The 24,065-nt window shown below is 46.5% G+C and carries 20 protein-coding genes; 8 read left to right on the top strand and 12 right to left on the bottom strand.

Annotated features, from left to right (window positions below):
* Nucleotides 1-43 precede the first annotated feature (43 nt).
* The 3 genes from hemG to R7E38_RS19105 are packed head-to-tail and all read right to left on the bottom strand — an operon-like array spanning nt 44 to nt 2,708.
* Nucleotides 44-571, bottom strand: coding sequence for a menaquinone-dependent protoporphyrinogen IX dehydrogenase (gene hemG, locus R7E38_RS19095; RefSeq protein WP_170890914.1), 528 nt, complete (start codon nt 569-571; stop codon nt 44-46).
* Nucleotides 572-580: 9 nt separating this feature from the next.
* Entirely contained in the window at nt 581-2,038 is a 1,458-nt protein-coding gene (locus tag R7E38_RS19100) for a TrkH family potassium uptake protein (RefSeq protein WP_005378893.1), read from the bottom strand.
* A gap of 46 nt (nt 2,039-2,084) precedes the next feature.
* Complete coding sequence (locus tag R7E38_RS19105) at nt 2,085-2,708, bottom strand: YigZ family protein (RefSeq protein WP_005378891.1); 624 nt, start codon at nt 2,706-2,708, stop codon at nt 2,085-2,087.
* 261 nt (nt 2,709-2,969) lie between these two features.
* On the opposite strand from R7E38_RS19105, the gene fadB reads away from it, so the two are divergent.
* The 3 genes from fadB (at nt 2,970) to R7E38_RS19120 (ending at nt 7,564) form a co-directional block, all read left to right on the top strand.
* A complete protein-coding gene (fadB, locus tag R7E38_RS19110) occupies nt 2,970-5,141 on the top strand; it encodes a fatty acid oxidation complex subunit alpha FadB (protein ID WP_318081982.1) in 2,172 nt (723 codons plus the stop codon).
* A gap of 14 nt (nt 5,142-5,155) precedes the next feature.
* A complete protein-coding gene (gene fadA / locus R7E38_RS19115; protein ID WP_186584583.1) occupies nt 5,156-6,331 on the top strand; it encodes an acetyl-CoA C-acyltransferase FadA in 1,176 nt (391 codons plus the stop codon).
* Nucleotides 6,332-6,583: 252 nt separating this feature from the next.
* Nucleotides 6,584-7,564 (top strand): MDR family oxidoreductase, encoded by a 981-nt coding sequence (locus tag R7E38_RS19120; protein WP_005378882.1) that lies wholly within the window; start codon nt 6,584-6,586, stop codon nt 7,562-7,564.
* 52 nt (nt 7,565-7,616) lie between these two features.
* On the opposite strand, the gene R7E38_RS19125 is transcribed toward R7E38_RS19120, so the two are convergent.
* Both R7E38_RS19125 and R7E38_RS19130 read right to left on the bottom strand, forming a co-directional pair.
* Entirely contained in the window at nt 7,617-8,561 is a 945-nt protein-coding gene (locus tag R7E38_RS19125; RefSeq protein WP_005378881.1) for a LysR family transcriptional regulator, read from the bottom strand.
* Nucleotides 8,562-8,729: 168 nt separating this feature from the next.
* On the bottom strand, nt 8,730-8,912 hold the full coding sequence (locus tag R7E38_RS19130) for a hypothetical protein (RefSeq protein ID WP_005378880.1): 183 nt from the start codon (nt 8,910-8,912) through the stop codon (nt 8,730-8,732).
* A gap of 133 nt (nt 8,913-9,045) precedes the next feature.
* Here R7E38_RS19130 and tusA point away from each other — a divergent pair, with 133 nt between their 5' ends.
* A complete protein-coding gene (gene tusA, locus R7E38_RS19135; RefSeq protein WP_226084088.1) occupies nt 9,046-9,294 on the top strand; it encodes a sulfurtransferase TusA in 249 nt (82 codons plus the stop codon).
* Nucleotides 9,295-9,338: 44 nt separating this feature from the next.
* Here the strand turns inward: tusA and R7E38_RS19140 are convergent, their stop codons facing one another.
* Both R7E38_RS19140 and R7E38_RS19145 read right to left on the bottom strand, forming a co-directional pair.
* Nucleotides 9,339-9,599, bottom strand: coding sequence for a hypothetical protein (locus R7E38_RS19140; protein ID WP_005378878.1), 261 nt, complete (start codon nt 9,597-9,599; stop codon nt 9,339-9,341).
* Nucleotides 9,600-9,759: 160 nt separating this feature from the next.
* A complete protein-coding gene (locus R7E38_RS19145; protein ID WP_005378877.1) occupies nt 9,760-10,314 on the bottom strand; it encodes a TMEM165/GDT1 family protein in 555 nt (184 codons plus the stop codon).
* Between the two features lie 484 nt (nt 10,315-10,798).
* Here R7E38_RS19145 and glyQ point away from each other — a divergent pair, with 484 nt between their 5' ends.
* The 4 genes from glyQ to R7E38_RS19165 all read left to right on the top strand — a co-directional run bounded on the left by glyQ (nt 10,799) and on the right by R7E38_RS19165 (nt 17,581).
* Nucleotides 10,799-11,716 carry a glycine--tRNA ligase subunit alpha gene (gene glyQ / locus R7E38_RS19150; RefSeq protein ID WP_005451074.1) on the top strand — a complete coding sequence of 306 codons (918 nt, stop codon included), beginning with the start codon at nt 10,799-10,801 and terminating at the stop codon, nt 11,714-11,716.
* 13 nt (nt 11,717-11,729) lie between these two features.
* A complete protein-coding gene (gene glyS / locus R7E38_RS19155; RefSeq protein ID WP_005378875.1) occupies nt 11,730-13,796 on the top strand; it encodes a glycine--tRNA ligase subunit beta in 2,067 nt (688 codons plus the stop codon).
* A 217-nt stretch (nt 13,797-14,013) separates the two neighbouring features.
* Nucleotides 14,014-16,098: an alpha-amylase gene (locus tag R7E38_RS19160; RefSeq protein ID WP_226084087.1), complete on the top strand. Its 2,085-nt coding sequence runs from the start codon at nt 14,014-14,016 to the stop codon at nt 16,096-16,098.
* A 229-nt stretch (nt 16,099-16,327) separates the two neighbouring features.
* Nucleotides 16,328-17,581 (top strand): valine--pyruvate transaminase, encoded by a 1,254-nt coding sequence (locus tag R7E38_RS19165; RefSeq protein ID WP_017635592.1) that lies wholly within the window; start codon nt 16,328-16,330, stop codon nt 17,579-17,581.
* Nucleotides 17,582-17,708: 127 nt separating this feature from the next.
* Here R7E38_RS19165 and R7E38_RS19170 read toward each other — a convergent pair whose 3' ends face one another.
* From R7E38_RS19170 to dnaN, 5 genes are all read right to left on the bottom strand, one after another.
* Nucleotides 17,709-18,146, bottom strand: a complete 438-nt coding sequence (locus tag R7E38_RS19170; RefSeq protein ID WP_005378857.1) for an Hsp20 family protein — start codon at nt 18,144-18,146, stop codon at nt 17,709-17,711.
* Between the two features lie 533 nt (nt 18,147-18,679).
* Nucleotides 18,680-19,096, bottom strand: coding sequence for a GreA/GreB family elongation factor (locus R7E38_RS19175; RefSeq protein ID WP_017635594.1), 417 nt, complete (start codon nt 19,094-19,096; stop codon nt 18,680-18,682).
* A gap of 343 nt (nt 19,097-19,439) precedes the next feature.
* Nucleotides 19,440-21,857: a DNA topoisomerase (ATP-hydrolyzing) subunit B gene (gene gyrB / locus R7E38_RS19180; protein ID WP_042523897.1), complete on the bottom strand. Its 2,418-nt coding sequence runs from the start codon at nt 21,855-21,857 to the stop codon at nt 19,440-19,442.
* A gap of 13 nt (nt 21,858-21,870) precedes the next feature.
* Nucleotides 21,871-22,950, bottom strand: coding sequence for a DNA replication/repair protein RecF (gene recF, locus R7E38_RS19185; RefSeq protein ID WP_005378839.1), 1,080 nt, complete (start codon nt 22,948-22,950; stop codon nt 21,871-21,873).
* Nucleotides 22,951-22,959: 9 nt separating this feature from the next.
* Nucleotides 22,960-24,060, bottom strand: coding sequence for a DNA polymerase III subunit beta (gene dnaN / locus R7E38_RS19190; protein ID WP_226084086.1), 1,101 nt, complete (start codon nt 24,058-24,060; stop codon nt 22,960-22,962).
* Nucleotides 24,061-24,065: the final 5 nt, after the last annotated feature.

Consider the following 24,065-nt stretch of genomic DNA (forward strand, 5'->3'; position numbering starts at 1 on the left):
CGGATAAATTTGCATCAAAAGCGGTCAAAAGAGCACGTTATTTCTACAGTTCTCTGAATTTATCTGCGAAAAGAGCCACTTTTTCCCAATTGGTGTACTCCACCTCTTTGGTCGTATCAGTTTCGCCACCCGTCATCGACATAATGAACCTAATCATAGTTCTGTCGAACCAGCTGTAACGTGGGTAATAAAGTGCACCAGCAAAAACACCTATTAGCGTTGGTTTCCAAGGCGACTTAATTAGGAACTTGTGAATGTAGGCACTACCTTCAGGTGTATCCTTTCCTTGGTCCTCTTTACGAGCGGTTAGGTTTACGCAGAAAAATGCCACTTTATTTTGCTCCAATTGATTGAGGTTTCGCTCAATAAACTGGTATAGCTTTTTATTAAGATGGCCATAGCGAATAGAGGCGCCTATCAATACTCTGTCGTATTGGCTGAAGTCAATCGTCTCGACATTATGTAAATCCACCAGATCACAATCGAAGTCTGGAAGTTGTTCATCTATATAGTGGAGAATTTTTTTAGTCTGCCCTTCGCGGGAAGAGTATAGAAATAATGCTTTTGCCACGATTTCCCCTTAGCTACGCCAAAACGTCGGCGTAAGTAGAATAAGTAAGGTAAAGATTTCCAAACGACCAAACAGCATAGAAACTATTAATACCCATTTTGCTTTGTCGTTAACATCACCAAAGTGAAGCGCCACTTCTCCCAAGCCAGGACCGAGGTTGTTCAGAGTCGCAGCCACCGCAGAGAACGCACTGAGCTCATCCATTCCTGTTGCAATCAACCCCAACATACAAACCACAAATACCAATGCGTATGCGGAGAAGAAACCCCAAACCGCATCGACAACACGTTGCGGTAGGGCACTGCCACCTACTTTGATGGTGTAAACCGCGCGTGGATGGACTAAACGTTTTAGTTCACGCGCACCTTGTAAGGTAAGAAGCAGGATACGGATCACTTTCATGCCGCCGCCTGTTGAACCAGCACAACCACCTATAAAGGAAGAGAACAATAACAGCACAGGTAAGAAGAGCGGCCAATCCGCAAAACCTGTTGTCGTAAAGCCCGCTGTTGTGGATATTGATACGGTTTGGAACAGAGCCTGATCGAAAGCATCGTATGTCGATGTGTAAGAGTGATGTTTCAGTAATAATAGAAAGCAAATGATAAATAGCAGCACTTGAATGAACAAGAAGGCACGAAACTCAGGATCTTTCCAGTAATACTTGGGATGTACGCCACCTGATGCAAATGCAGCAAAGTGCAGTGTGTAGTTACATGCAGATATAAGCAGAAAAACCACGGTAATAAGATTAATCGCGTAACTATCAAAGTATCCGATGCTGGCATCGTGGGTAGAGAAGCCACCAATGGCAATGGTTGAAAAGCTGTGACTGATGGCGTCAAATGGCGTCATACCAGCTAACCAAAAAGCCGAAGCACAGGCGATAGTCAGGCTCAAATAGATGTACCAAAGCGCCTTAGCAGTTTCTGCTATGCGCGGCGTCACTTTAGTGTCCTTGACTGGACCTGGGATCTCGGCGCGGTAAAGCTGCATACCACCAATGCCAAGTACTGGCAAAATCGCCACCGCTAATACGATGATTCCCATACCGCCGAACCACTGCAGTAACTGTCGATAGAATAGAATCGCTTTAGGTAACTCATCCAAACCAACAATAACGGTCGCCCCGGTCGTCGTGAGAGCAGAAAACGATTCAAAAAACGCATCTGTCACTGAGACGTTCGGGTTGTCAGCAATGAGAAAGGGGATCGAGCCTGCACTGCCAAGTACTGTCCAGAATAAGACGACAATAAGAAAGCCATCTCGAGCTTTAAGCTCGTGCTTATACCTGCGGTTTGGGTACCAACAAACGGCCCCACAAAACAGCAGAACAAAAAATGTCGTGACAAAAGGCACACCAGCACCATCTCGATAGATCAGCGCAACGAGTGCTGGCGCAAGCATAGTGACACTAAAGAGTGCGAGCAGTAGCCCGACGATTCGAATAATTGAACGAAATTGCATGGATAAATTGACTAGCGAAGCTGTCCCTGTTGCTTCCTGTTTTTCATTATTGTCCGTCTAGCGGAGTGACAATTGCCTTTGCCCCGCTTTTATTGATGATTGCTTGGGTAAACGCGCTCACTTCTCGAAGCTCAATTTCCACCACTAATACCACCTGATCGCTGTATTCAGCCTCGACTTCTATTGCACCAAATTGCGGCATGATTGACTGTGCGATCGGCATAAACCCATAGTCTAACGTTAGTCTGAGCTTTGTGGTTATTTTTTTCTCAATAGTTTGAAGCAGCTTGAGCGCTTGTTGAACCCCACCCCCATACGCTTTAACCAAGCCGCCTGTACCTAACTTGATTCCACCAGAGTATCGCGTGACCACAGCCGTGATCTCCCCCACCCCAGATCCAGACAGCTGCGCCAGGATTGGTTTGCCTGCTGTTCCGGACGGCTCCCCATCATCACTAAAGCCCCATTTCATTGAATCTTCCGGGCGACCAGCAACAAAGCCCCAACAGTTATGTCTGGCATCAGCGTGTTTAGCTTTGATTTGATCAACAAATGCTTTTGCAGCTTCGATACTTGGCGTGTGTGCCAAATAAGTAATGAAGACGCTCTTTTTAATTTCTTCTTCAAATTGAGCGGGCTCTGCTGGGATCAGATAAGGCTTGTCATTCATAGGATTATGGATTCATGTCTATTTGCCTGAAGTCTATCACGAGTGTGATTTACCCGTCGCATAAGATCTGCCACAGCGCACAATGTTAAACACTTGTTTAAAAAATGTATTGAAATTAGACAATCCACGATCCAAACTAACTTTACTGGTCAAACCAGAACAAAAATAAAACGACTTCCTCGATACCTATTTGCCGAGGTACACGGCGTCGTTGAAATAGGTATACAGACAATCCACGATTGTATGTCATGGAGATAGACAATGATTTACCAAGCCGAAACCCTACAGGTAAAGGAAATACAAGATGGTATTGCAGAGCTAAGCTTCTGCTCTCCAAAATCCGTCAACAAACTCGACCTAGCGACATTAGAATCGCTAGATAAAGCTCTTGATGCGCTCATTGCCCATCAAGGCCTCAAGGGGTTGTTGCTCACTTCAGATAAAGACGCATTCATTGTAGGCGCAGACATTACCGAGTTTTTAGGTCTGTTTGCTAAAACGGATGCCGAGCTCGACCAATGGCTGCAATTTGCTAATAGCATCTTTAACAAATTAGAAGACTTACCCGTTCCGACCATCTCAGTGATCAAAGGCCACGCTCTTGGTGGCGGTTGTGAATGTGTGCTAGCAACAGACATGCGTATTGGTGACAAAACCACCAGCATCGGCCTACCAGAAACGAAACTGGGAATCATGCCGGGCTTTGGTGGTTGTGTACGCTTACCTCGCGTTATTGGCGCAGACAGCGCAATGGAAATCATCACCCAAGGTAAAGCATGCCGAGCTGATGAAGCATTGAAAATTGGCTTACTCGATGCTGTTGTAGAGACTGATGCTTTATACGAATCAGCACTACAAACTCTTAACTCTGCAATTAATGAGAAACTTGACTGGCAAGCACGCCGAGCACAGAAAACATCGCCTCTAACGCTGAGTAAGCTTGAATCAATGATGAGCTTCACCATGGCGAAGGGTCTGGTGGCACAAAAAGCAGGTCCTCACTACCCTGCCCCAATGACAGCCGTTATCACGATTGAAGAAGGTGCTCGCTTTGCACGTAATGAAGCGTTAGACATTGAACGTAAGCACTTCGTGAAATTGGCTAAATCGGAAGAAGCAAAATCACTCGTTGGCCTATTCCTTAATGATCAATACATCAAAGGCATTGCGAAAAAAGCAGCGAAGTCAGCAAGTAAAGACACGCAACGTGCAGCCGTATTAGGTGCAGGTATCATGGGTGGCGGCATTGCTTACCAATCAGCGCTAAAAGGTGTGCCAGTCTTAATGAAAGACATCGCGCAAGCATCGCTCGACCTAGGCATGACTGAAGCATCTAAGCTGCTGAATAAACGCTTATCTCGCGGTCGCATTGATGGCTTTAAGATGGCGGGTATTTTAGCGTCAATCACACCGAGCTTACATTACGCAGGTATTGAAAACTCTGATGTGATTGTTGAAGCTGTCGTTGAAAACCCGAAAGTAAAAGCAGCAGTTTTGAGTGAAGTTGAGTCCCATGTCGGTGACGACACCGTTATCACCTCAAACACCTCGACGATTCCTATCAACCTATTGGCAAAATCACTAAAACGCCCAGAAAACTTCTGTGGTATGCACTTCTTCAACCCAGTGCATCGTATGCCTCTTGTTGAGATCATCCGTGGTGAGCACACCTCTGATGAAACCATCAATCGTGTTGTGGCGTATGCTGCGAAAATGGGCAAATCACCAATTGTCGTTAATGACTGCCCAGGGTTCTTCGTTAACCGCGTATTGTTCCCATACTTTGGCGGCTTCAGCATGCTACTTCGTGATGGTGCTGACTTTACGAAAATCGACAAAGTCATGGAGCATAAGTTTGGCTGGCCGATGGGACCGGCGTACTTGCTTGACGTAGTCGGCATTGATACCGCGCACCACGCACAAGCTGTGATGGCTGACGGTTTCCCTGAGCGTATGGGTAAACAAGGTCGTGATGCGATTGATGCACTGTTCGAAGCAGACAAATATGGTCAGAAAAATGGTAATGGCTTCTACAGCTACACCATAGATAAAAAAGGTAAGCCGAAGAAAACCTTCTCCGAAGCGATCTTACCGGTACTTGCTGACGTTTGTGCCGATAAGCAGGACTTTGACGATCAGACCATCATTCAACGTATGATGATTCCAATGATCAACGAAGTGGTGCTGTGCCTACAAGAAGGCATCATCGCGACTCCGCAGGAAGCAGATATGGCGTTGGTTTATGGTCTTGGTTTCCCTCCATTCCGCGGTGGCGTATTCCGCTATCTAGACAGCGTGGGTATTGCTGAATACGTTGAAATGGCAAAACAACACGCCGAGCTAGGTGCGATGTACCAAGTACCGCAAATGCTGATTGATATGGCGGCGAAAGGTGAAAGCTTTTACGGTGCACAACAGCAAGGTTCTATCTAAGGAGGGATTCTAAAATGACTAATCAAACAAGAAATGTTGTCGTAGTCGATTGTCTACGTACTCCAATGGGTCGCTCTAAAGGTGGTGCTTTCCGTCATACACGAGCAGAAGATCTATCTGCGCGCCTAATGAAAGGCATTCTTGCGCGTAACCCACAAGTGAACCCAAGCGAGATTGAAGACATCTACTGGGGCTGTGTACAGCAAACACTAGAGCAAGGCTTTAACGTTGCACGTAATGCCGCGCTACTCGCGGGCCTGCCGATTGAAATTGGCGCCGTGACGGTGAACCGCTTGTGTGGTTCATCCATGCAAGCGCTTCACGATGGTACACGTGCCATCATGACTGGCGATGCTGAAATCTGCCTAATTGGTGGTGTTGAGCACATGGGGCATGTGCCAATGAACCACGGTGTAGACTTTCACCCAGGTATGTCAAAGAACGTAGCAAAAGCTGCGGGCATGATGGGCTTAACGGCTGAAATGCTTGGTAAATTACATGGTATTAGCCGTGAGCAACAAGACGATTTTGCCGCTCGCTCTCACGCTCGTGCGCACGCAGCAACCGTAGAGGGTCGTTTTAAAAATGAAATTCTACCAATTGAAGGCCACGCAGCAGACGGCACACTGTTCACTCTGGATTACGACGAAGTGATTCGCCCTGAAACATCCGTTGAAGGTCTATCTCAACTTCGCCCAGTGTTCGACCCAGCAAACGGTACAGTAACAGCCGGTACTTCATCGGCGCTGTCCGATGGTGCATCAGCGATGTTGATCATGAGTGAAGAGAAAGCCAATGAGCTTGGTTTGAAGATTCGTGCACGTATTAAAGGCATGGCCATTGCGGGCTGCGATCCTTCTATTATGGGTTACGGTCCTGTACCTGCGACGAAAAAAGCGCTCAAGCGTGCCGGTCTTTCAATTGAAGACATGGATGTGGTTGAGCTAAACGAAGCATTTGCCGCGCAGTCTCTGCCGTGTGCTAAAGACTTAGGCCTACTTGATGTTATGGATGAGAAGGTCAACCTTAACGGTGGTGCGATAGCATTGGGTCATCCACTAGGCTGTTCTGGTTCACGTATCTCAACAACGTTGATCAACCTAATGGAAGCGAAAGACGCGAAATACGGTCTGGCCACCATGTGTATCGGTTTGGGTCAGGGCATTGCGACAGTATTTGAACGACCATAACAGTTCAAAACGTTGTTGTAGTGATCGAGCCAACAATCATAAGCAAATGAACTAGTACTAAAATTTTTAGTATTACACTTAAGGGCGACAATTGATGTCGCCCTTTTTATTTTACATCAAACATGCATGAAGAGCATACATTAAATGCTCAAGTTTCATTTTATTCATAGACAAAGAAGACATACACTTAGACCAGTTGATATCTTGCTGCATGTGACCCAGAGTCATGCTACCGCACAATCGGAGAACCTTATGTTTAATGCTCTAGTTCTAAATCAAGAAGACAAACGTACTATCGCTAACATCGAGCAAATCGATGAAACACAACTGCCTGAAGGCGACGTTCTGATTGACGTTGATTACTCATCGTTAAACTACAAAGACGGTCTTGCGATCACAGGTAAAGGTAAAATCATCCGTAACTTCCCGATGGTGCCAGGTATTGACCTAGCAGGTACGGTAGTAAGCTCAGAAGACGACCGCTACCAAGCTGGTGACAAAGTTGTCCTTACTGGCTGGGGCGTGGGTGAAAACCACTGGGGTGGTATGTCTCAGCGTGCTCGTCTAAAAGCAGATTGGCTAGTACCACTACCAAAAGGTCTAGACAGCAAGAAAGCAATGATGGTTGGTACTGCTGGTTTCACAGGCATGCTATGTGTTCAAGCACTGCTTGATGCAGGCATCAAACCTGAAAATGGTGAAATCCTTGTAACTGGCGCAAGTGGCGGTGTAGGCTCAGTCGCAGTAACGCTTCTAGCACAGCTTGGCTACAAAGTTGCTGCAGTGACAGGTCGTGTAGAAAAAAATGGCCCGCTACTTGAAAAACTAGGTGCTAGCCGCATCATCGACCGTACTGAATTTGAAGAACCAGCACGTCCACTTGAAAAGCAAGTATGGGCAGGTGCGGTTGATACTGTAGGCAGCAAAGTACTGGCTAAAGTATTGGCGCAAATGGATTACAACAGTGCAGTTGCAGCTTGTGGTCTTGCAGGTGGTTTTGATCTACCAACCACAGTGATGCCGTTCATCCTACGTAATGTTCGCCTACAAGGTGTGGACTCAGTAATGTGCCCAACAGAGAAACGTATCGCTGCATGGGAAAAGCTGGTCGAGCTACTACCAGACAGCTACTTCGAGCAAGCGTGTACTGAAGTTGCTCTTGCTGAAGCACCGAAATATGCAGAAGACATCACCAACGGTCAAGTAACGGGTCGTGTGGTTATCAAGCTATAAACACTGACTCAGTGTAAACAGACGAAGAGCCGGCATTGCTGGCTCTTTTTTGTTAGCAGTTCAGTCCCATATCTTCGATACGTTTAGCTATCAGACGGCTACACTCTTCACGCACAATCGTTCTTAACCATTCTTGAGCGGGAGAATGCTCGCAACGCGCATGCCAAATCATCGAGTATTCAAACGGCGTGAATTGGAATGGTAACGGTTTCACCACCAAGTCATAACGCTCGGCAACCAGATACGCCAAGTCCGCTGGCACTGTGATGATAATTGGCAAGGTATCCATGATCGCCAATGCGGCTTCTAAATGGTACGCCCGCAGAACCATTTTACGCTTAGGTTTCTCCATCAAAGCTTGTTCGATCAGTGCCTTAACACCATCACTGATGGCGATCATGGCATGTGGATGACTCAGATAATCATCCAAGCTCATTTCTTTATCCGCTAATGGATGCTGTTTTGAAAGCATACACAGCACCCCCACTCGCCCCAACACTTCACTGCGTAGAGGCTCCACCGGGCCTGTCGGGCGACAAATCGCTAAGTCTGCACCTTCATAAGTGAGCTGATCTGATAAACGGTCGTGTTGCAGTGGTAAGAAGTTGAAAGACACGTTTGGCGCTTCTTGGTAAATTCTCGGCAAAGCGAACGGTAAGATCGTTTGCATGGCATAGTCGGTGGTCACGATGTTGAAAGTCTGTACGCATTGCAATGGGTCAAACTCAACCGGAGATAACAACTGACGTAAAGACTCTAATGGCTCGCCCAATGAGCGATCGATCTCTAACGCTTTCTGAGTTGGGATCAAATGCTGTCCCTGACGAGTAAACAGCGGGTCTCCCAACAAGTCACGTAGACGACCAAGCACACGACTCATTGCCGATTGACTCAAGTTCAGACGTGTTGCCGCCTTACTGACACTGTTTTCTTCTATCAGTACTCGCAACGCAACCAGTAAATTTAAATCTCGGCGATAGATGTCTTCCAGTTCCACGAATTAGCCACTTATTTTGTATGTGTTTGGGTAAATTGTACTCTTTAGGCAAAAAAAATCCCGCCTTTCAGCGGGGAAGCCCAAGAAAAATGGGGATAGTGTCGGAATGAAGTGTCGGTAAAAAATAGGTGAGCGTTATTAAAAGCATTCTGATCCAAGCAAGAAGCGCTAATTTTCTTGCTCAGATGCGCCAGACCATCTGCGCATCTCGATCCAAATCCCAATAATAGTGGCAACCATGCCTACTAGAGGCGTCAAAGAGGTGTCAGCTGGCGTCCTGAGTACCAATGCACAAAACGAGATAAAACACAGCACTGAGTAAATCGTAAGTCTGTCTAACGCTGTTAACATTGCCTCTCCCTTGCCAGTTGTTACCAAATTGTTAATTTAAGGTAAAACAAAAAATTCGGTTTGCCAAGTGGTTATTGAATATTTTTTCAACGAAAGTAAAATTCAACGCTCAGTTAGTTACGAGAATCACACTATGAGCTTTAATCCTGAACTGGCAAACAAGACATTAGAGGCGGAAGGACTGCGCTGCCCAGAGCCAGTGATGATGGTCAGGAAGACAATTCGCAACATGCAAGATGGTGAGATTTTGCTGGTCAAAGCAGACGATCCATCCACAACTCGAGACATTCCGAGTTTCTGCCTCTTTATGGACCACCAATTAGTTGCGGCACAAACGGAGCAAGTTCCGTATCAGTACCTGATCAAGAAAGGATTGGAATAATCTGGTCGAACTAAAAACGGCAGCCAATATTGGCTGCCGTTTGTTTATTCATCGTATTCGAGTGTGCGAACTTCTGATTGGAGCTTGTTAAGTTGTTTCTTCATTGCCCGCATCTCTTCATGCATAGGAATGATGTGAGCGACACGAATCCACGCTTCTACTGTCAATCCAGTAAGAACGAACGATCCTGCTACAATCGGTAACCACATATCAGTTAGCACCATCGCTAGTAAACACAGCGCTAAACCAAAAGTGAATAAATAACTCTGACTCTTCGGGGACATCCCCATGTAACGTGTAAGCATAAACTTGCCCTCTCGCTATCATTCACACCATTAAACTACCATGACAAGTATGACACTTATATGTCATCCGTCACGCAACGGAACGATTTAGAGTCAGAGTTTGAACTCGCGCAGCACGCCACTAATGATTGATAACTCACATCATTTCACGTGCAAAAAATCAGAACAGTGCAGCCCCTATTGCCAGAGCAATAAACAAAAATGCGGTGATTTTACGGATCAGCCCTAAAGGCATCTTGTCGGCCGACAATTTACCAATCAGGACCACAGGAACATTCGCCAGCAGCATACCGATTGTGGTACCGATAATCACCAAACTTAACGCATCCGCGTATTGCGCCCCTAAGATGGAAGTGGCGATCTGAGTTTTATCGCCTATCTCCGCAACGAAGAACGCGATAAAGCTGGCAATAAATGGGCCTCGATTAGAAATCTGTTCGTCATCATCCAGTTTGTCCGGGATCAGAACCCAAGCCGCCATCGCGACAAAACTGACCACCAGCACCCACTTTAAAATCTCAGGTGATAGATAGTCTGCGACAACCACACCTAACCATGCAGCCAAAGCGTGGTTGGCAATAGTTGCCAAAAAGATTGCTGCAATAATTGGGATTGGTTTTCGGTAACGACTTGCGAGTAATAGAGATAGCAATTGGGTCTTATCGCCAATTTCTGCTAACGCTACAGTAGTAATTGAAATAGCTAAAACGCTCACGACATGCTCATTGGGGCAGGGATTATTATTTTTAACCGAAGACAAACCTCACGCCCCTACCCCGGTTCGTGATGATTTGTCTAAGGTCTTGCTAAACTTGAAAGGCTTCAAGTCTCGAACGCCATGGTGATTTTGCACCAATTATGTTGACGGACGAACCAGATGAAACAGAAACTTCATCAGGTAAGCTACTCCCCAAAGACAGGCGCAATTCTAGCCACCTTTGTTGCGCTTCTCAAGAGCCAAAGCAGGCAAAAACTCCCTTTTAGGAAAAATACAGCAGATAACGCGGTAAAAATTCATTAAAGGAGAAAATCGCCCACGAATTAATCAAGATTAGCTCTACTCCCATGCTCAATATCTGGTTATACTAGATTGTTAATTTATTCAACCGTAATTACTCTTTATCGCCGTTGTTAGAGTTGAAAAACTCGGCATAGATGACGAATTAACGAGTAACAAGAGAATCGCGCGAACCTGACTTATGCAAAAATACGATATCAAAACCTTCCAGGGAATGATCCTCGCGCTGCAGGATTATTGGGCTCAAAATGGTTGTACCATTGTTCAACCGCTAGATATGGAAGTGGGTGCGGGTACCTCTCACCCAATGACCTGTCTACGAGCGCTTGGCCCAGAGCCAATGTCGACAGCTTACGTACAACCTTCACGTCGTCCTACTGATGGCCGTTACGGTGAAAACCCTAACCGTCTTCAGCACTACTACCAATTCCAAGTAGCGCTAAAACCATCGCCTGACAATATTCAAGAGTTGTACCTTGGCTCCCTTGAAGTTCTTGGTATTGACCCTCTTGTACACGACATCCGTTTCGTAGAAGACAACTGGGAAAACCCAACACTAGGCGCATGGGGTCTGGGCTGGGAAGTTTGGCTAAACGGCATGGAAGTGACTCAGTTTACTTACTTCCAGCAAGTTGGTGGTCTTGAGTGTAAGCCAGTAACTGGTGAGATCACTTACGGTATCGAACGTCTAGCAATGTACATCCAAGAAGTAGACTCTGTTTACGACCTAGTTTGGAACATCGCGCCAGACGGCAGCAAAGTGACTTACGGTGACATCTTCCACCAAAACGAAGTAGAGCAATCAACTTACAACTTCGAGCACGCAGACGTTGATTTCCTATTTGGTTTCTTCGAACAGTGTGAGAAAGAGTGTAAAGAGCTGCTTGAGCTTGAAAAGCCACTGCCACTACCTGCTTACGAGCGCATTCTAAAAGCTGGTCACGCATTCAACCTACTAGACGCGCGTAAAGCGATCTCAGTAACTGAACGCCAACGTTACATCCTACGCATCCGCAACCTGACGAAAGCAGTTGCAGAAGCATACTACGCATCGCGTGAAGCTCTTGGCTTCCCAATGTGTAAGAAAGAACAAGCGTAAGGGGTAGAGTAACATGGCAAAAGAATTTCTAATCGAGCTAGGTACAGAAGAGCTACCACCAACGCAACTTCGCACTCTAGCTGAAGCATTCGCAGCAAACTTCGAAGCAGAACTAAAAGGCGCTGAGCTTGCTCACGAAGGCGTGAAATGGTTCGCGGCGCCTCGTCGTCTTGCACTTAAAGTCGCTGCACTAGCAGACAGCCAGTCTGACAAAGTTGTTGAAAAACGTGGTCCTGCGGTTTCTGCAGCATTTGACGCAGAAGGCAACCCAACAAAAGCGGCTCAAGGCTGGGCACGCGGTTGTGGCATCACGGTTGACCAAGCAGAGCGCATGGTTACAGACAAAGGTGAATGGCTACTGTTCAAACAAGAAGTGAAAGGTCAGCCAACGTCTGAGATCGTCGTTGAACTTGCAGCGAAAGCACTAGCAAACCTACCTATCGCAAAACCAATGCGCTGGGGTAACAAAACGACTCAATTTATCCGTCCAGTTAAGACGCTAACCATGCTAATGGGCAGCGACCTAATCGAAGGCGAGATCCTTGGTGTTGCTTCTGACCGCACTATCCGTGGTCACCGCTTCATGGGTGAGCAAGAGTTCACTATCGATTCTGCTGAGCAATACCCTGCGATCCTAGAAGAGCGCGGTAAAGTAATGGCAGATTACGAAGCGCGTAAAGCAATCATCCTCGCTGACGCACAAAAAGCGGCAGCAGCGGTTGGCGGTATCGCTGACCTAGAAGATGACTTAGTAGAAGAAGTAACGTCTCTGGTTGAATGGCCAGTAGTACTAACAGCGAAGTTCGAAGAAGAGTTCCTAAAAGTGCCTTCTGAAGCGTTGGTTTACACCATGAAAGGTGACCAGAAGTACTTCCCTGTTTATGACGAAAACAAGAAGCTACTACCTAACTTCATCTTCGTATCGAACATCGAATCAAAAGAGCCTCGTTACGTAATCGAAGGTAACGAGAAAGTAGTTCGCCCTCGTCTTGCTGACGCAGAGTTCTTCTTCAACACAGACCGTAAGCGTCCGCTTATCGACCGTCTGCCTGAACTAGAGCAAGCGATCTTCCAAAAGCAACTGGGTACGATCAAAGACAAAACAGACCGCATCACAGAGCTTGCTGGCTACATTGCTGAGCAAATCGGTGCTGACGTTGAGAAATCAAAGCGTGCTGGTCTACTAGCAAAATGTGACCTAATGACCTCAATGGTATTCGAATTCACGGATACTCAAGGTGTTATGGGTATGCACTATGCTCGCCACGACGGTGAAGCAGAAGAAGTTGCAGTCGCACTGAACGAGCAATACATGCCTCGTTTCGCAGGTGATGAACTGCCATCTAACGGTGTTTCAACTGCAGTTGCAATGGCAGACAAGCTAGACACTATCGTAGGTATCTTCGGTATTGGTCAAGCGCCTAAAGGCAGCGACCCATTCGCACTACGCCGCGCATCTCTAGGTGTACTACGTATCATCGTTGAATACGGCTACAACCTAGATCTTGTTGACCTAGTAGCGAAAGCGAAGTCACTGTTTGGCGATCGCCTAACCAACGACAACGTTGAGCAAGACGTTATCGAGTTCATGCTTGGTCGTTTCCGTGCTTGGTACCAAGACGAAGGCTTCAGCGTAGACATCATTCAAGCGGTTCTAGCTCGTCGTCCGACGAAACCAGCAGACTTCGACCAACGAGTTAAAGCGGTTTCTCACTTCCGTGAACTAGAAGCAGCAGAGTCTCTAGCAGCAGCGAACAAACGTGTAGGTAATATCCTAGCGAAATTCGACGGCGAACTAGCAGCAGACATCGACCTAGCACTTCTACAAGAAGACGCAGAGAAAGCACTAGCAGAAAGCGTTGAAGTAATGACTGAAGCGCTAGAGCCAGCATTTGCTACAGGTAACTACCAAGAAGCCCTAAGCAAGCTAGCTGACCTACGTGAACCAGTTGATGCGTTCTTTGATAACGTAATGGTAATGGCAGACGACGAAGCACTTAAGAAGAACCGTCTGACACTACTGAACAACCTGCGTAACCTGTTCCTACAGATCGCAGACATTTCTTTGCTTCAAAAGTAATTCATTACTCTTCGAAGTGATTAAGAAATAACTAAAAGGGAAGCTGATGCTTCCCTTTTTTGTTGCCTTCAAACCGATGAAGGTGACGCTTATTATTCATTTTGTGAACAAGACTAAAATTTGTAGGGTGAGACGCGTTTAACTTGTTGGTGTAGAGCTCGGATTGTAGAGGCACAGTTTTGCTATAACTGGACTATTTATTCGGGGGAAGGACACAATGAAAAAAACAATTCTCGCACTCTCTATCGGTCTACTGAGCGCTTGCAGCCAGATTCCAGAAAATGCCATCGTACTAAGCGTTGGTGATGACACTGTTGTTTTTGAGGAAAACTCACAAGGCTTACTTGTCGCTGAGCAAAAACTCGAAAAAGGCAGCTACACCTTTACCATTGCCGACAGTAAGCAAAGCTGTGGCAGTAGCTTTGCCCTAGCAGAAGAAGATCGCATCAAATTCAATCGTCCATTAAAAATGGATAACTGCGCCACTGACGCACAAATGCCGCTGCGCATCTTCAAAGCCAATACCTATCAATTTACGCTCAATCCAACCATCAACGAGCTGACGGTAAAAATCAAACCAAAACAGACTCAGGACATCACCTACTCTTGCCCTGTCGCAACTGACACGCCAAAAACCATCAATGTTGCTCAAACCTTTAATGATGGCACTGTCGTTCGTGATGCCTTAACCGGACAAGAAACCACTGTCGCCAATGGCAGCGTCACCATGCAACCGGGTCCTATGAGCCAAGGTCTATTGCTGCTAGAAGAAGTTGAACAGCAAGCCGACAAACCGTTCAGTTGGGACAATGCGACGGTGTACTTCGTCATGACCGACCGCTTCTACAATGGCAACCCAGACAACGACAACAGCTACGGTCGCAGCAAAGACGGAAAATATGAGATTGGTACCTTCCACGGTGGTGACTTAGCGGGTCTAACGAAAAAACTCGATTACATCGAATCACTTGGTGTGAATGCTATCTGGATAACTTCACCACTGGAACAAATCCACGGCTGGGTTGGCGGCGGCGATAAAGGCGACTTTAAGCACTACGGCTACCACGGCTATTACCACCAAGATTGGACCAAGCTTGATGCCAACATGGGTACCGAAGATGAACTCAGAACCTTCGTCGATACCGCCCACAAGAAAGGCATCCGCGTGATTTGGGATGTAGTCATGAACCACACAGGTTATGCGACATTAGCAGACATGCAGGAATTCGGCTTTGGTCAGCTTTACCTTGATGACCAAGAAGCCAAAGAAGTCCTCGGTGAAAAATGGACCGACTGGCAGCCAAAATCAGGACAAAGCTGGCACAGCTTCAACGATTACATCAAATACGGTGATAGCGAAGCGTGGGATAAATGGTGGGGCAAAGATTGGATCCGCACCGATATTGGTGACTACGATGCTCCGGGCTACAACGACATCACCATGTCTTTGAACTACCTACCGGATCTCAAAACCGAATCAACTCAAAAAACCGGACTACCAAACTTCTTCCGCAATAAAGACACCAATGCGCAAGATGAGCTGCAAACCCCGCGTGAGCATCTCATTACGTGGTTATCCGATTGGGTGCGCGACTATGGCATTGATGGCTTCCGTGTCGACACCGCTAAACACGTAGAAATGGAAGCGTGGTCAGAGTTGAAAACCAGCACCACTCAGGCGCTTGCTCAGTGGAAGCAAAACAACCCGGACAAAGCCTTGGATGACCTACCTTTCTGGATGACAGGTGAAGTGTGGGCACACAGCGTAGTGAAGAGCCCGTATTTCGATAACGGCTTCGATTCCATCATCAACTTCGAGTTCCAATCTGACGTAGCACCAAAAGCCCTGAAGTGTTTCGCTCAACTTGATAATGATTACCGCCGCTATGCAGAGCGCATCAATACCGATCCTGAGTTCAATGTGTTGAGCTATCTGTCTTCACACGATACACAGCTGTTTTGGTCGGCTCGCAGCCGCAGTTTTGATGACCAAGCTCGTGCCGCGAATGCACTGATGCTGGCTCCCGGTGCAGTACAGATCTATTACGGTGATGAGATAGCTCGTGATTTTGGCATTACTGGTTCAGACACCCACCAAGGCACACGCTCAGATATGCCATGGGATAAGATTCATGGCGAGCGAGAAGATCTACTGCAACATTGGCAAAAGTTGGGCGAATTCCGTAAACGCCACCCAGCGGTAGCTCAAGGTAAGCACATCACTCGCAACCAAGAAGGTTACTACGCGTTTGAACGCCAATACCAAGACGACAAGGTGCTGATTGTTTACACCGGTGAGTAAATCACACTCTCTCCACCAGCAAGGGAAGCATAAGCTTCCCTTTTTTATTGTTCTTTTTGCCCTTTTGTCTCGTTCCTCTGGTCTGATGACGCACTTTTTTCTTTCTCGGCTTAATTCACACTTTGCGTTAATTACACATTGAGGTAAGGTCAAGGATTACTCGATAAGCCGATAAAACATCGGCATAAACATACACAAAGCAATCACAATGAATTAGGTATAAGTCAGCATGCAGTTCTCAAAGTTTGGTGAAAAATTTAATCAGTATTCAGGTATTACGCAGTTAATGGACGATTTGAATGATGGTCTGCGCACACCAGGTGCCATCATGCTCGGTGGAGGTAATCCTGCCGCCATTCCTGCCATGCTCGATTACTTTCACCAAGCCAGTGAGGAAATGCTCGCCAGTGGGGAGCTCGTCGCCGCCCTCGCCAACTACGATGGCCCGCAGGGTAAAGACGCGTTCGTCAAAGCGCTAGCTCAGTTATTCCGTGAAACTTACGGCTGGGATATTTCCGAAAAAAACATCAGCCTAACTAACGGTAGCCAAAGTGGCTTTTTCTACTTGTTCAACTTGTTGGCAGGTAAACAGCCAGACGGTTCGCACAAGAAAGTGCTACTGCCTATCGCGCCTGAATACATCGGTTATGGTGATGCTGGCATTGATGAAGATATCTTTATCTCTTACCACCCAGAAATCGAGCTGTTAGATAACGGCCTGTTTAAATACCACGTCGATTTTGAGCAACTCGCCGTCGACGACTCTGTTGCGGCAATCTGCGCGTCTCGCCCAACTAACCCAACGGGTAATGTACTGACAGATGAAGAAGTACGTAAGCTGGACAAGCTAGCACGTGAGAACAACATCCCACTGATCATCGATAACGCCTACGGTCTACCTTTCCCGAACATCATCTTTGAAGATGTCGAACCGTTCTGGAATGAAAACACCATCCTATGCATGAGCCTATCTAAGCTTGGTTTACCGGGCGTGCGTTGTGGCATTGTGATTGCGAGTGAAGAAATCACTCAAGCGTTAACCAATATGAACGGCATCATCAGCCTAGCGCCGGGCAGTGTTGGTCCAGCGCTGGCAAACCATATAATTGGCAAAGGTGATCTGCTTAAACTGAGTTCAGAGGTGATTAAGCCGTTCTACAAGCAAAAATCACAACGAGCGGTTGAACTGCTCCAACAAGCAATTACCGATGAGCGATTCCGCATCCACAAGCCGGAAGGCGCTATCTTCTTGTGGTTATGGTTTGATGAACTGCCAATCACAACAATGGAACTGTACCAACGCTTGAAAGCGCGTGGCGTATTGATTGTCCCTGGTGAATATTTCTTTATTGGTCAGCAAGACGAGTGGGATCACGCGCACCAATGCCTGCGTATGAACTACGTTCAAGATGATGAGATGATGCAAAAAGGCATTGCGATTATCGCTGAAGAAGTGGAAAAGGCTTACCGCGAAGGTAAATAGACGGATTGAACTCAGCCGTTCTTCTCTTTGAAATTACAGCTTTGAAATAGCGGATTTGAAAACCCCCAAACTAAAAAGAGCGCCCATATGGCGCTCTTTCTCATTCTATAACCGGGTGGTTAACTGATTAGTTGTTCTCAATCAGGTTGTTGCCACCGATAGCAATCTTACGTGGTTGCATGGCTTCAGGGATTTCACGAACTAAATCGATATGAAGCAGACCGTTTTCCATTGATGCACCCACGACTTTTACGTAATCCGCTAGCTGGAATTTACGTTCAAAATCACGTTCTGCAATACCTTGGTAAACGTAGTTTTTGCCTTCTTCTGCTTTACGTTCGCCCTTCACAATCAACATGTTTTCGTTTTGAGTCAGATCGAGCTGTTCTTCAGCAAAGCCAGCAACGGCCATAGTAATACGGTAGTTGTGCTCGTCTTTTTGCTCAATGTTGTATGGAGGGTAACCGCCAGAAGTATTTTTCGCTGTATTCGCTTCCATCAGGTTTAGCAGACGATCAAAGCCAATTGCATTACGGTATAGTGGTGAGAAATCTACATTACGCATAAATCTATCCTCTTAATTAAGCAATAGTCTTAGTTCAGATGAGTTTCATCCTACTGGCGTGTTTATGCAAAAACCAACGCCGAACTAAGAGATTCTTATCATTCCACTGGCCTTGGTTTGGCTCGGAGACATGATATTGAATCTAAAGGTTTAAGTTGTGTGCTAAAACGCCATATCCTCTTCTGAGCGATCTCGTTTTAGCGATTTCAGAGGGCTGGTCTTCTAGTCTCTAGCAAGCCAGTCACCCTCTTCACAACTAGATATAAGGTCGTCAAAAATGACTTTCAAGTGAAAAAATAAAAAATTTTTAAAGCATCCACTATCCCCTTGAACAGCTTAGTTCCTCATCACTTCGCGATCAGTGATAAAAAGCCCGCCGTTCTGGGGGGCTCAATCTACACTTTACTTGCGGGAGGATTTACGCGCTTTTACAACGTCCTTTTCTGCCGCCTTTTCCTGCTTTAGTTTGCGCTTTTCTTTTAGACTCAACTGCGGTTGTTTCTTTTCTTTCTTACTCATGACTTCACCTCTATTTATTGGCACAACAGACAACCACACAGCATTTTCTGAGCTGGTGGCTGCGATTGATGAACAATTTCAGTAATCACAAAGCAGCGTCGCTGATTAAAAATTTCCACTTCGAGCGCATCATTTTTAGCTCGACCTAACAGTCGAGATCCCAAATAAGAATCGACCGCGAGCATACCTGTCATGGGTTGCCCCTTACGCGAGCTGACCAATGTCATGCGATATTGATAGGCGCGTTCAACATCCACTAAGCGAACCGTGTCCCCAACCGCAATACGAGCTCGGTTACGGCAATGGGCTTGTTGCTCGCAGATTTCAAATAGCGATAACAACCTTAGTGGTGATTGATAGGTTAAAAAGCGACTGGTTAACCACCAAGTTCGCAGCGCCAAGCAGTACGCTGAGAACCAGCGTTCAAACATGATTATTTCCTTCTTAATGCCTTGTCTTACAAATAAATTCAGTGCATTGAACCGGAAGTGCATCACTTCCGGCTTAGTTCAGGAAAGTCATCACCATTTTCTTAGTCTCCTTATTCATCAGCTCTTCAGCACTATAGCGAGCAGAAAAAAGAAAGCAAAAACGCTCAAGCGAACAAAATGGCGAGAAAAAAAGAAAACAGAAATAAAATGGCAGGCTTGATCGGGTTGTTGGCAGTTAGTACCAGAAAAACATCCGCTTTAGCAGAAAGTGGCGATTTTAGCTGGTGGTACAACAAAAAAAGCAGCGATTTCTCGCTGCTTTTTACTATCACGAACAGTGTCGTTATACGTCTAGGTTCGCTACTTTCAGTGCGTTCTCTTCGATGAAGTTACGACGAGGTTCTACTTGGTCACCCATTAGCGTAGTGAACAGTTGATCTGCGCCTACCGCATCTTCAATCGTTACCTGCATCATACGACGAGTTTCTGGGTCCATGGTGGTTTCCCAAAGTTGGTCTGGGTTCATCTCACCTAGACCTTTGTAGCGCTGACGGCTTAAGCCACGCATTGACTCTTTCACTAACCAGTCAAGCGCTTCTGCAAAGTTTGCCACTGGCATAGTACGCTCACCACGTTTGATATACGCGCCTTCTTCCAGAAGTCCATCAAGTGCTTCTGATAGATCAGCCAACTTGCGGTACTCTTTCGAGTTTAGGAAGTCGATGCTAATTGCATGTTCGTGCGTCACGCCGTGAGTACGAACCACAATCTTAGGCAAGTTTAAGCCTAGCTCTTCGTGCTGCTCAACTTCGTAGCTGTACTGGCTTGCACCCACTTCTTTCGCATTCAGCTGTTCAATAAGCTGCTTCGTCCAAGCTTCCACAACTGATGCGTCATGGCATTGCTCTGGCGTTAGGCGAGGAGTGTAAATCAACTCGTTTACCAAAGCACTTGGGTAGCGACGGCTCATACGTTCCGCCAGTTTAATACCCGCATTGTACTGTTGAACAAGCTTCTCTAGTGCTTCACCTGCCAATGCTGGTGCTTCTGCGTTTACGTGTAGCGATGCATTATCCAGAGCCAATGATACTTGGTATTGGTTCATCGCTTCTTCATCTTTGATGTACTGCTCTTGTTTGCCTTTTTTCACTTTGTATAGTGGTGGCTGAGCGATGTACACGTAACCACGCTCGATAAGCTCTGGCATTTGACGGTAGAAGAAGGTCAATAGTAGCGTACGGATGTGCGAACCATCGACATCGGCATCGGTCATGATGATGATGTTGTGGTAACGCAGCTTGTCCGGGTTGTACTCGTCACGACCGATACCACAACCAAGTGCTGTGATCAGCGTTGCTACTTCTTGCGAAGACAGCATCTTGTCGAAACGTGCTTTTTCTACGTTAAGAATCTTACCTTTTAGCGGTAGGATTGCTTGGTTCTTACGGTTACGGCCTTGTTTTGCGGAGCCGCCTGCCGAATCACCCTCCACTATGTATAGTTCAGAGAGTGCCGGATCTTTTTCCTGACAGTCTGCAAGTTTACCTGGAAGGCCAGCTAGGTCTAGTGCACCTTTACGGCGCGTCATTTCACGAGCTTTACGCGCTGCTTCACGAGCACGTGCTGCATCGATGATTTTCGAACAAACCATCTTCGCTTCTGTCGGGTTCTCAATCAAGAACTCAGACAGTTTTTCACCCATTGCAGACTCAACAGCTGATTTCACTTCAGAAGAAACCAGTTTGTCTTTTGTTTGGCTTGAGAACTTAGGATCAGGCACTTTCACCGAAACAACCGCAGTTAGACCTTCACGCGCATCGTCGCCTGAAGTCGCTGTTTTCGCTTTCTTCGAGAAACCTTCTTTATCCATAAAGCTGTTCAATGTACGTGTTAGCGCAGCACGGAAACCAGCAAGGTGAGTACCACCATCACGCTGTGGGATATTGTTGGTAAAGCAGAAGATGTTCTCTTGGAAACCATCGTTCCATTGCATCGCCACTTCAACTGAAATGCCGTCTTCACGCTCAGAGTTAAAGTGGAAGATTTTTTCGATGATTGGCGTTTTGTTGGTGTTTAGGTGATCAACGAACGCTTGAATACCACCTTCATACATGAAGTGATCATGTTTGTCCGCTTCACGTTCATCAACCAATTTGATCGACACACCAGAGTTCAGGAATGACAGTTCACGCAGGCGTTTCGCCAGAATGTCATAGTGGAACTCAGTGTTAGAGAACGTCTCGGCACTTGGCCAGAAACGAATTTGTGTACCGGTTTTATCCGTATCACCCACAACGGCTAGTGGCGCTTGAGGCTCACCATGGCGGTAGGTTTGCGTATGGATATGGCCACCACGATGAATCGTTAGCTCAACTTTCTCTGATAGTGCGTTTACTACTGAAACACCTACCCCGTGAAGACCACCCGATACTTTGTATGAGTTATCGTCGAACTTACCACCCGCGTGAAGAACCGTCATGATTACTTCTGCTGCAGAGACATTTTCCTCTGAGTGGATTTCTGTTGGAATGCCACGACCATCATCGCTAACGGAAACCGAGTTATCCTCATGAATTGTCACAACGATGTCTTTACAGTGACCTGCCAACGCTTCATCAATTGAGTTATCCACCACCTCGAAAACCATGTGGTGAAGGCCGGTGCCGTCGTCCGTATCGCCGATGTACATTCCTGGACGCTTACGTACCGCATCCAGACCCTTCAGTACCTTAATACTCGATGAATCGTAATTTTCAGACATGAGTTTCTCTCTTCTAGTTTGACTCTATCCTGCCATGTTCCACATGAAACAATTTACCGTTATCGTCCAACATATCGGCGATTTGGCTTTCAGTGATAGAGCTTACAAATACTTGTGCGCCCGTCTCTTTTAAGCAGTCAGCAAGACGCTTGCGACGTTGGCTATCTAATTCCGACGCGAAGTCATCAATTAGGTAAATGCATTGTTTACCGGCCATCTCTGTCAGGTGTTGCCCTTGCGCTACACGCAATGCACACACCATGAGTTTTAATTGACCGCGTGACAGAACATCTTCAACGGGCGTTCCGTTCACTTTAATGCGCAAATCAGCTTTGTTTGGGCCACTAAAGGTGTATCCCAATGCCTGATCACGCTCAAAATTCTTTTCTAGTATCTCGTGGTATGGAGTGTCTTTATCCCAGCCACGATAATACTTCAATTGGATCTCAAATTCTGGCAAAAATGTCTGACAGATAGTTTCTGCGACGGTTTTCATCTGCTCGATGTAACTTGCTCGCCATTGGCTGATGTTTTCAGCCAATCCTGCCATTTCCTGATCCCAATAACTGAGCTCACGATAACTATTGGCGGTTTTCAACAACGCGTTGCGCTGCTTGTTCAGGCGCTTGAACCTTCCCCATGCTTGATAAAAAGCGGGCTCGGTATGAAACACGCCCCAATCAATAAACGCACGACGATGTTTAGGGCCATCTGTCAGTAAATCAAACCCTTCTGGGTGTATCAACTGCAGAGGCAGAACTTGTGCCAACTGCGCTAATTTTTGTCCAGATTGACCGCCTATTTTAACCTCTGTTGAGCCATCACGCTGCTTATTAATGCCGATAGGTAGCTCAAATTGATCCGAGTTCAAAAAACGACCATGAACAAACAGTTCGTCACACTCATTTTGTATCACTCGTCCGGTGAGAGAGCTCTTGAATGAGCGGCCATGCCCGAGCAGATAAACCGCTTCTAAGACACTGGTTTTACCGCTGCCGTTCGGCCCGATAAGAAAGTTAAAGCCTGCTGATAACTCAATATCACAGGCTTTAATGTTTCGAAACTGCTGAATGATGAGACGAGAAAGAGGCATTCAGTTGGCTTATAGACGAATTGGCATCACCACGTACATGGCACTGTCATCGTCGGCATTTTCAATCAACGCGCTAGCGTTAGCATCCGACATCGACACACGTACATTTTCACAACGCAACGTGTTCAGAACATCAAGCACATAGCTTACGTTAAAGCCGATTTCGATGGCGTCACCTTCAAAGGTTACATCAAGCATCTCTTCCGCTTCTTCTTGTTCTGGGTTATTCGCGGTTATGCGCATTTCAGTATCAGCCAGATTCACACGCACGCCACGGAATTTTTCGTTGGAAAGAATCGCAGCACGAGAGAAGGCTTGGCGCAACTCGTCACAACTTGCTATTAGTGTCTTATTGGTGCTCTGAGGCAATACACGGCGGTAGTCAGGGAAACGACCATCAACCAACTTAGAGGTAAAAGTAAAGTTATTCACCTCAGCACGAACATTGGAGCTACCGATCTGAAGTACTACAGGCTGCTCTGGCGCATCCATCAACTTTACTAATTCTTGCACACCTTTGCGTGGCACGATGATTTGCTTCTGCGCAAAGTCCGCATCTAGCTGAGTTTGCGATACCGCCATACGGTGGCCGTCCGTCGCTACGCTGCGTAGCGTGGTGCCGTCAATTTCAAACAACATGCCGTTGAGGTAGTAACGAACGTCTTGATTCGCCATCGAGAACTGAGTTTTGTCGATCAGCGTACGTAAATCAGCTTGGCTCAGTGATACTTCCACTTCGCTTTGCCAGTCTTCAATATTAGGGAAATCGTTCGCAGGAAGCGTTGCCAACGAGAAACGGCTGCGACCAGAGCGAACTTGTACGCGATCACCTTCTAATACAAATGTGATGATCGCATCGTCCGGTAAACCACGGCAGATATCGAGAAACTTACGCGAAGGAACGGTAATGCTGCCCGCTTCAAAATCACCTTCTAGCGTCACTTTGCTTACTAACTCTACTTCAAGATCGGTTGCCGTCATCGACAATACGTTCTCTTCTACTTTAAGAAGTAGGTTACCCAGGATTGGCAGGGTTGGTCGGCCACCTAAAGCGCCCGAAACCTGCTGTAGCGGTTTGATTAAATGACTACGTTCAATGGTAAATTTCATGCTTG

Origin of the sequence: Vibrio sp. Vb2131 (genome assembly GCF_033338535.1) — a bacterium.
Classification (GTDB): domain Bacteria; phylum Pseudomonadota; class Gammaproteobacteria; order Enterobacterales; family Vibrionaceae; genus Vibrio; species Vibrio alginolyticus.

What these genes read in the sequence shown, in the direction of transcription:
- R7E38_RS19170 (WP_005378857.1), bottom strand. Translation starts at nt 18,146, where the DNA reads ATGCGTAATGTAGATTTCTCACCACTATACCGTAATGCAATTGGCTTT.
- R7E38_RS19160 (WP_226084087.1), top strand. Translation starts at nt 14,014, where the DNA reads ATGAAAAAAACAATTCTCGCACTCTCTATCGGTCTACTGAGCGCTTGC.
- glyS (WP_005378875.1), top strand. Translation starts at nt 11,730, where the DNA reads ATGGCAAAAGAATTTCTAATCGAGCTAGGTACAGAAGAGCTACCACCA.
- R7E38_RS19175 (WP_017635594.1), bottom strand. Translation starts at nt 19,096, where the DNA reads ATGTTTGAACGCTGGTTCTCAGCGTACTGCTTGGCGCTGCGAACTTGG.
- gyrB (WP_042523897.1), bottom strand. Translation starts at nt 21,857, where the DNA reads ATGTCTGAAAATTACGATTCATCGAGTATTAAGGTACTGAAGGGTCTG.
- R7E38_RS19100 (WP_005378893.1), bottom strand. Translation starts at nt 2,038, where the DNA reads ATGCAATTTCGTTCAATTATTCGAATCGTCGGGCTACTGCTCGCACTC.
- R7E38_RS19140 (WP_005378878.1), bottom strand. Translation starts at nt 9,599, where the DNA reads ATGCTTACACGTTACATGGGGATGTCCCCGAAGAGTCAGAGTTATTTA.
- fadB (WP_318081982.1), top strand. Translation starts at nt 2,970, where the DNA reads ATGATTTACCAAGCCGAAACCCTACAGGTAAAGGAAATACAAGATGGT.
- R7E38_RS19130 (WP_005378880.1), bottom strand. Translation starts at nt 8,912, where the DNA reads ATGTTAACAGCGTTAGACAGACTTACGATTTACTCAGTGCTGTGTTTT.
- recF (WP_005378839.1), bottom strand. Translation starts at nt 22,950, where the DNA reads ATGCCTCTTTCTCGTCTCATCATTCAGCAGTTTCGAAACATTAAAGCC.
- R7E38_RS19105 (WP_005378891.1), bottom strand. Translation starts at nt 2,708, where the DNA reads ATGAATGACAAGCCTTATCTGATCCCAGCAGAGCCCGCTCAATTTGAA.
- R7E38_RS19120 (WP_005378882.1), top strand. Translation starts at nt 6,584, where the DNA reads ATGTTTAATGCTCTAGTTCTAAATCAAGAAGACAAACGTACTATCGCT.
- R7E38_RS19165 (WP_017635592.1), top strand. Translation starts at nt 16,328, where the DNA reads ATGCAGTTCTCAAAGTTTGGTGAAAAATTTAATCAGTATTCAGGTATT.
- glyQ (WP_005451074.1), top strand. Translation starts at nt 10,799, where the DNA reads ATGCAAAAATACGATATCAAAACCTTCCAGGGAATGATCCTCGCGCTG.
- fadA (WP_186584583.1), top strand. Translation starts at nt 5,156, where the DNA reads ATGACTAATCAAACAAGAAATGTTGTCGTAGTCGATTGTCTACGTACT.
- dnaN (WP_226084086.1), bottom strand. Translation starts at nt 24,060, where the DNA reads ATGAAATTTACCATTGAACGTAGTCATTTAATCAAACCGCTACAGCAG.
- tusA (WP_226084088.1), top strand. Translation starts at nt 9,046, where the DNA reads ATGAGCTTTAATCCTGAACTGGCAAACAAGACATTAGAGGCGGAAGGA.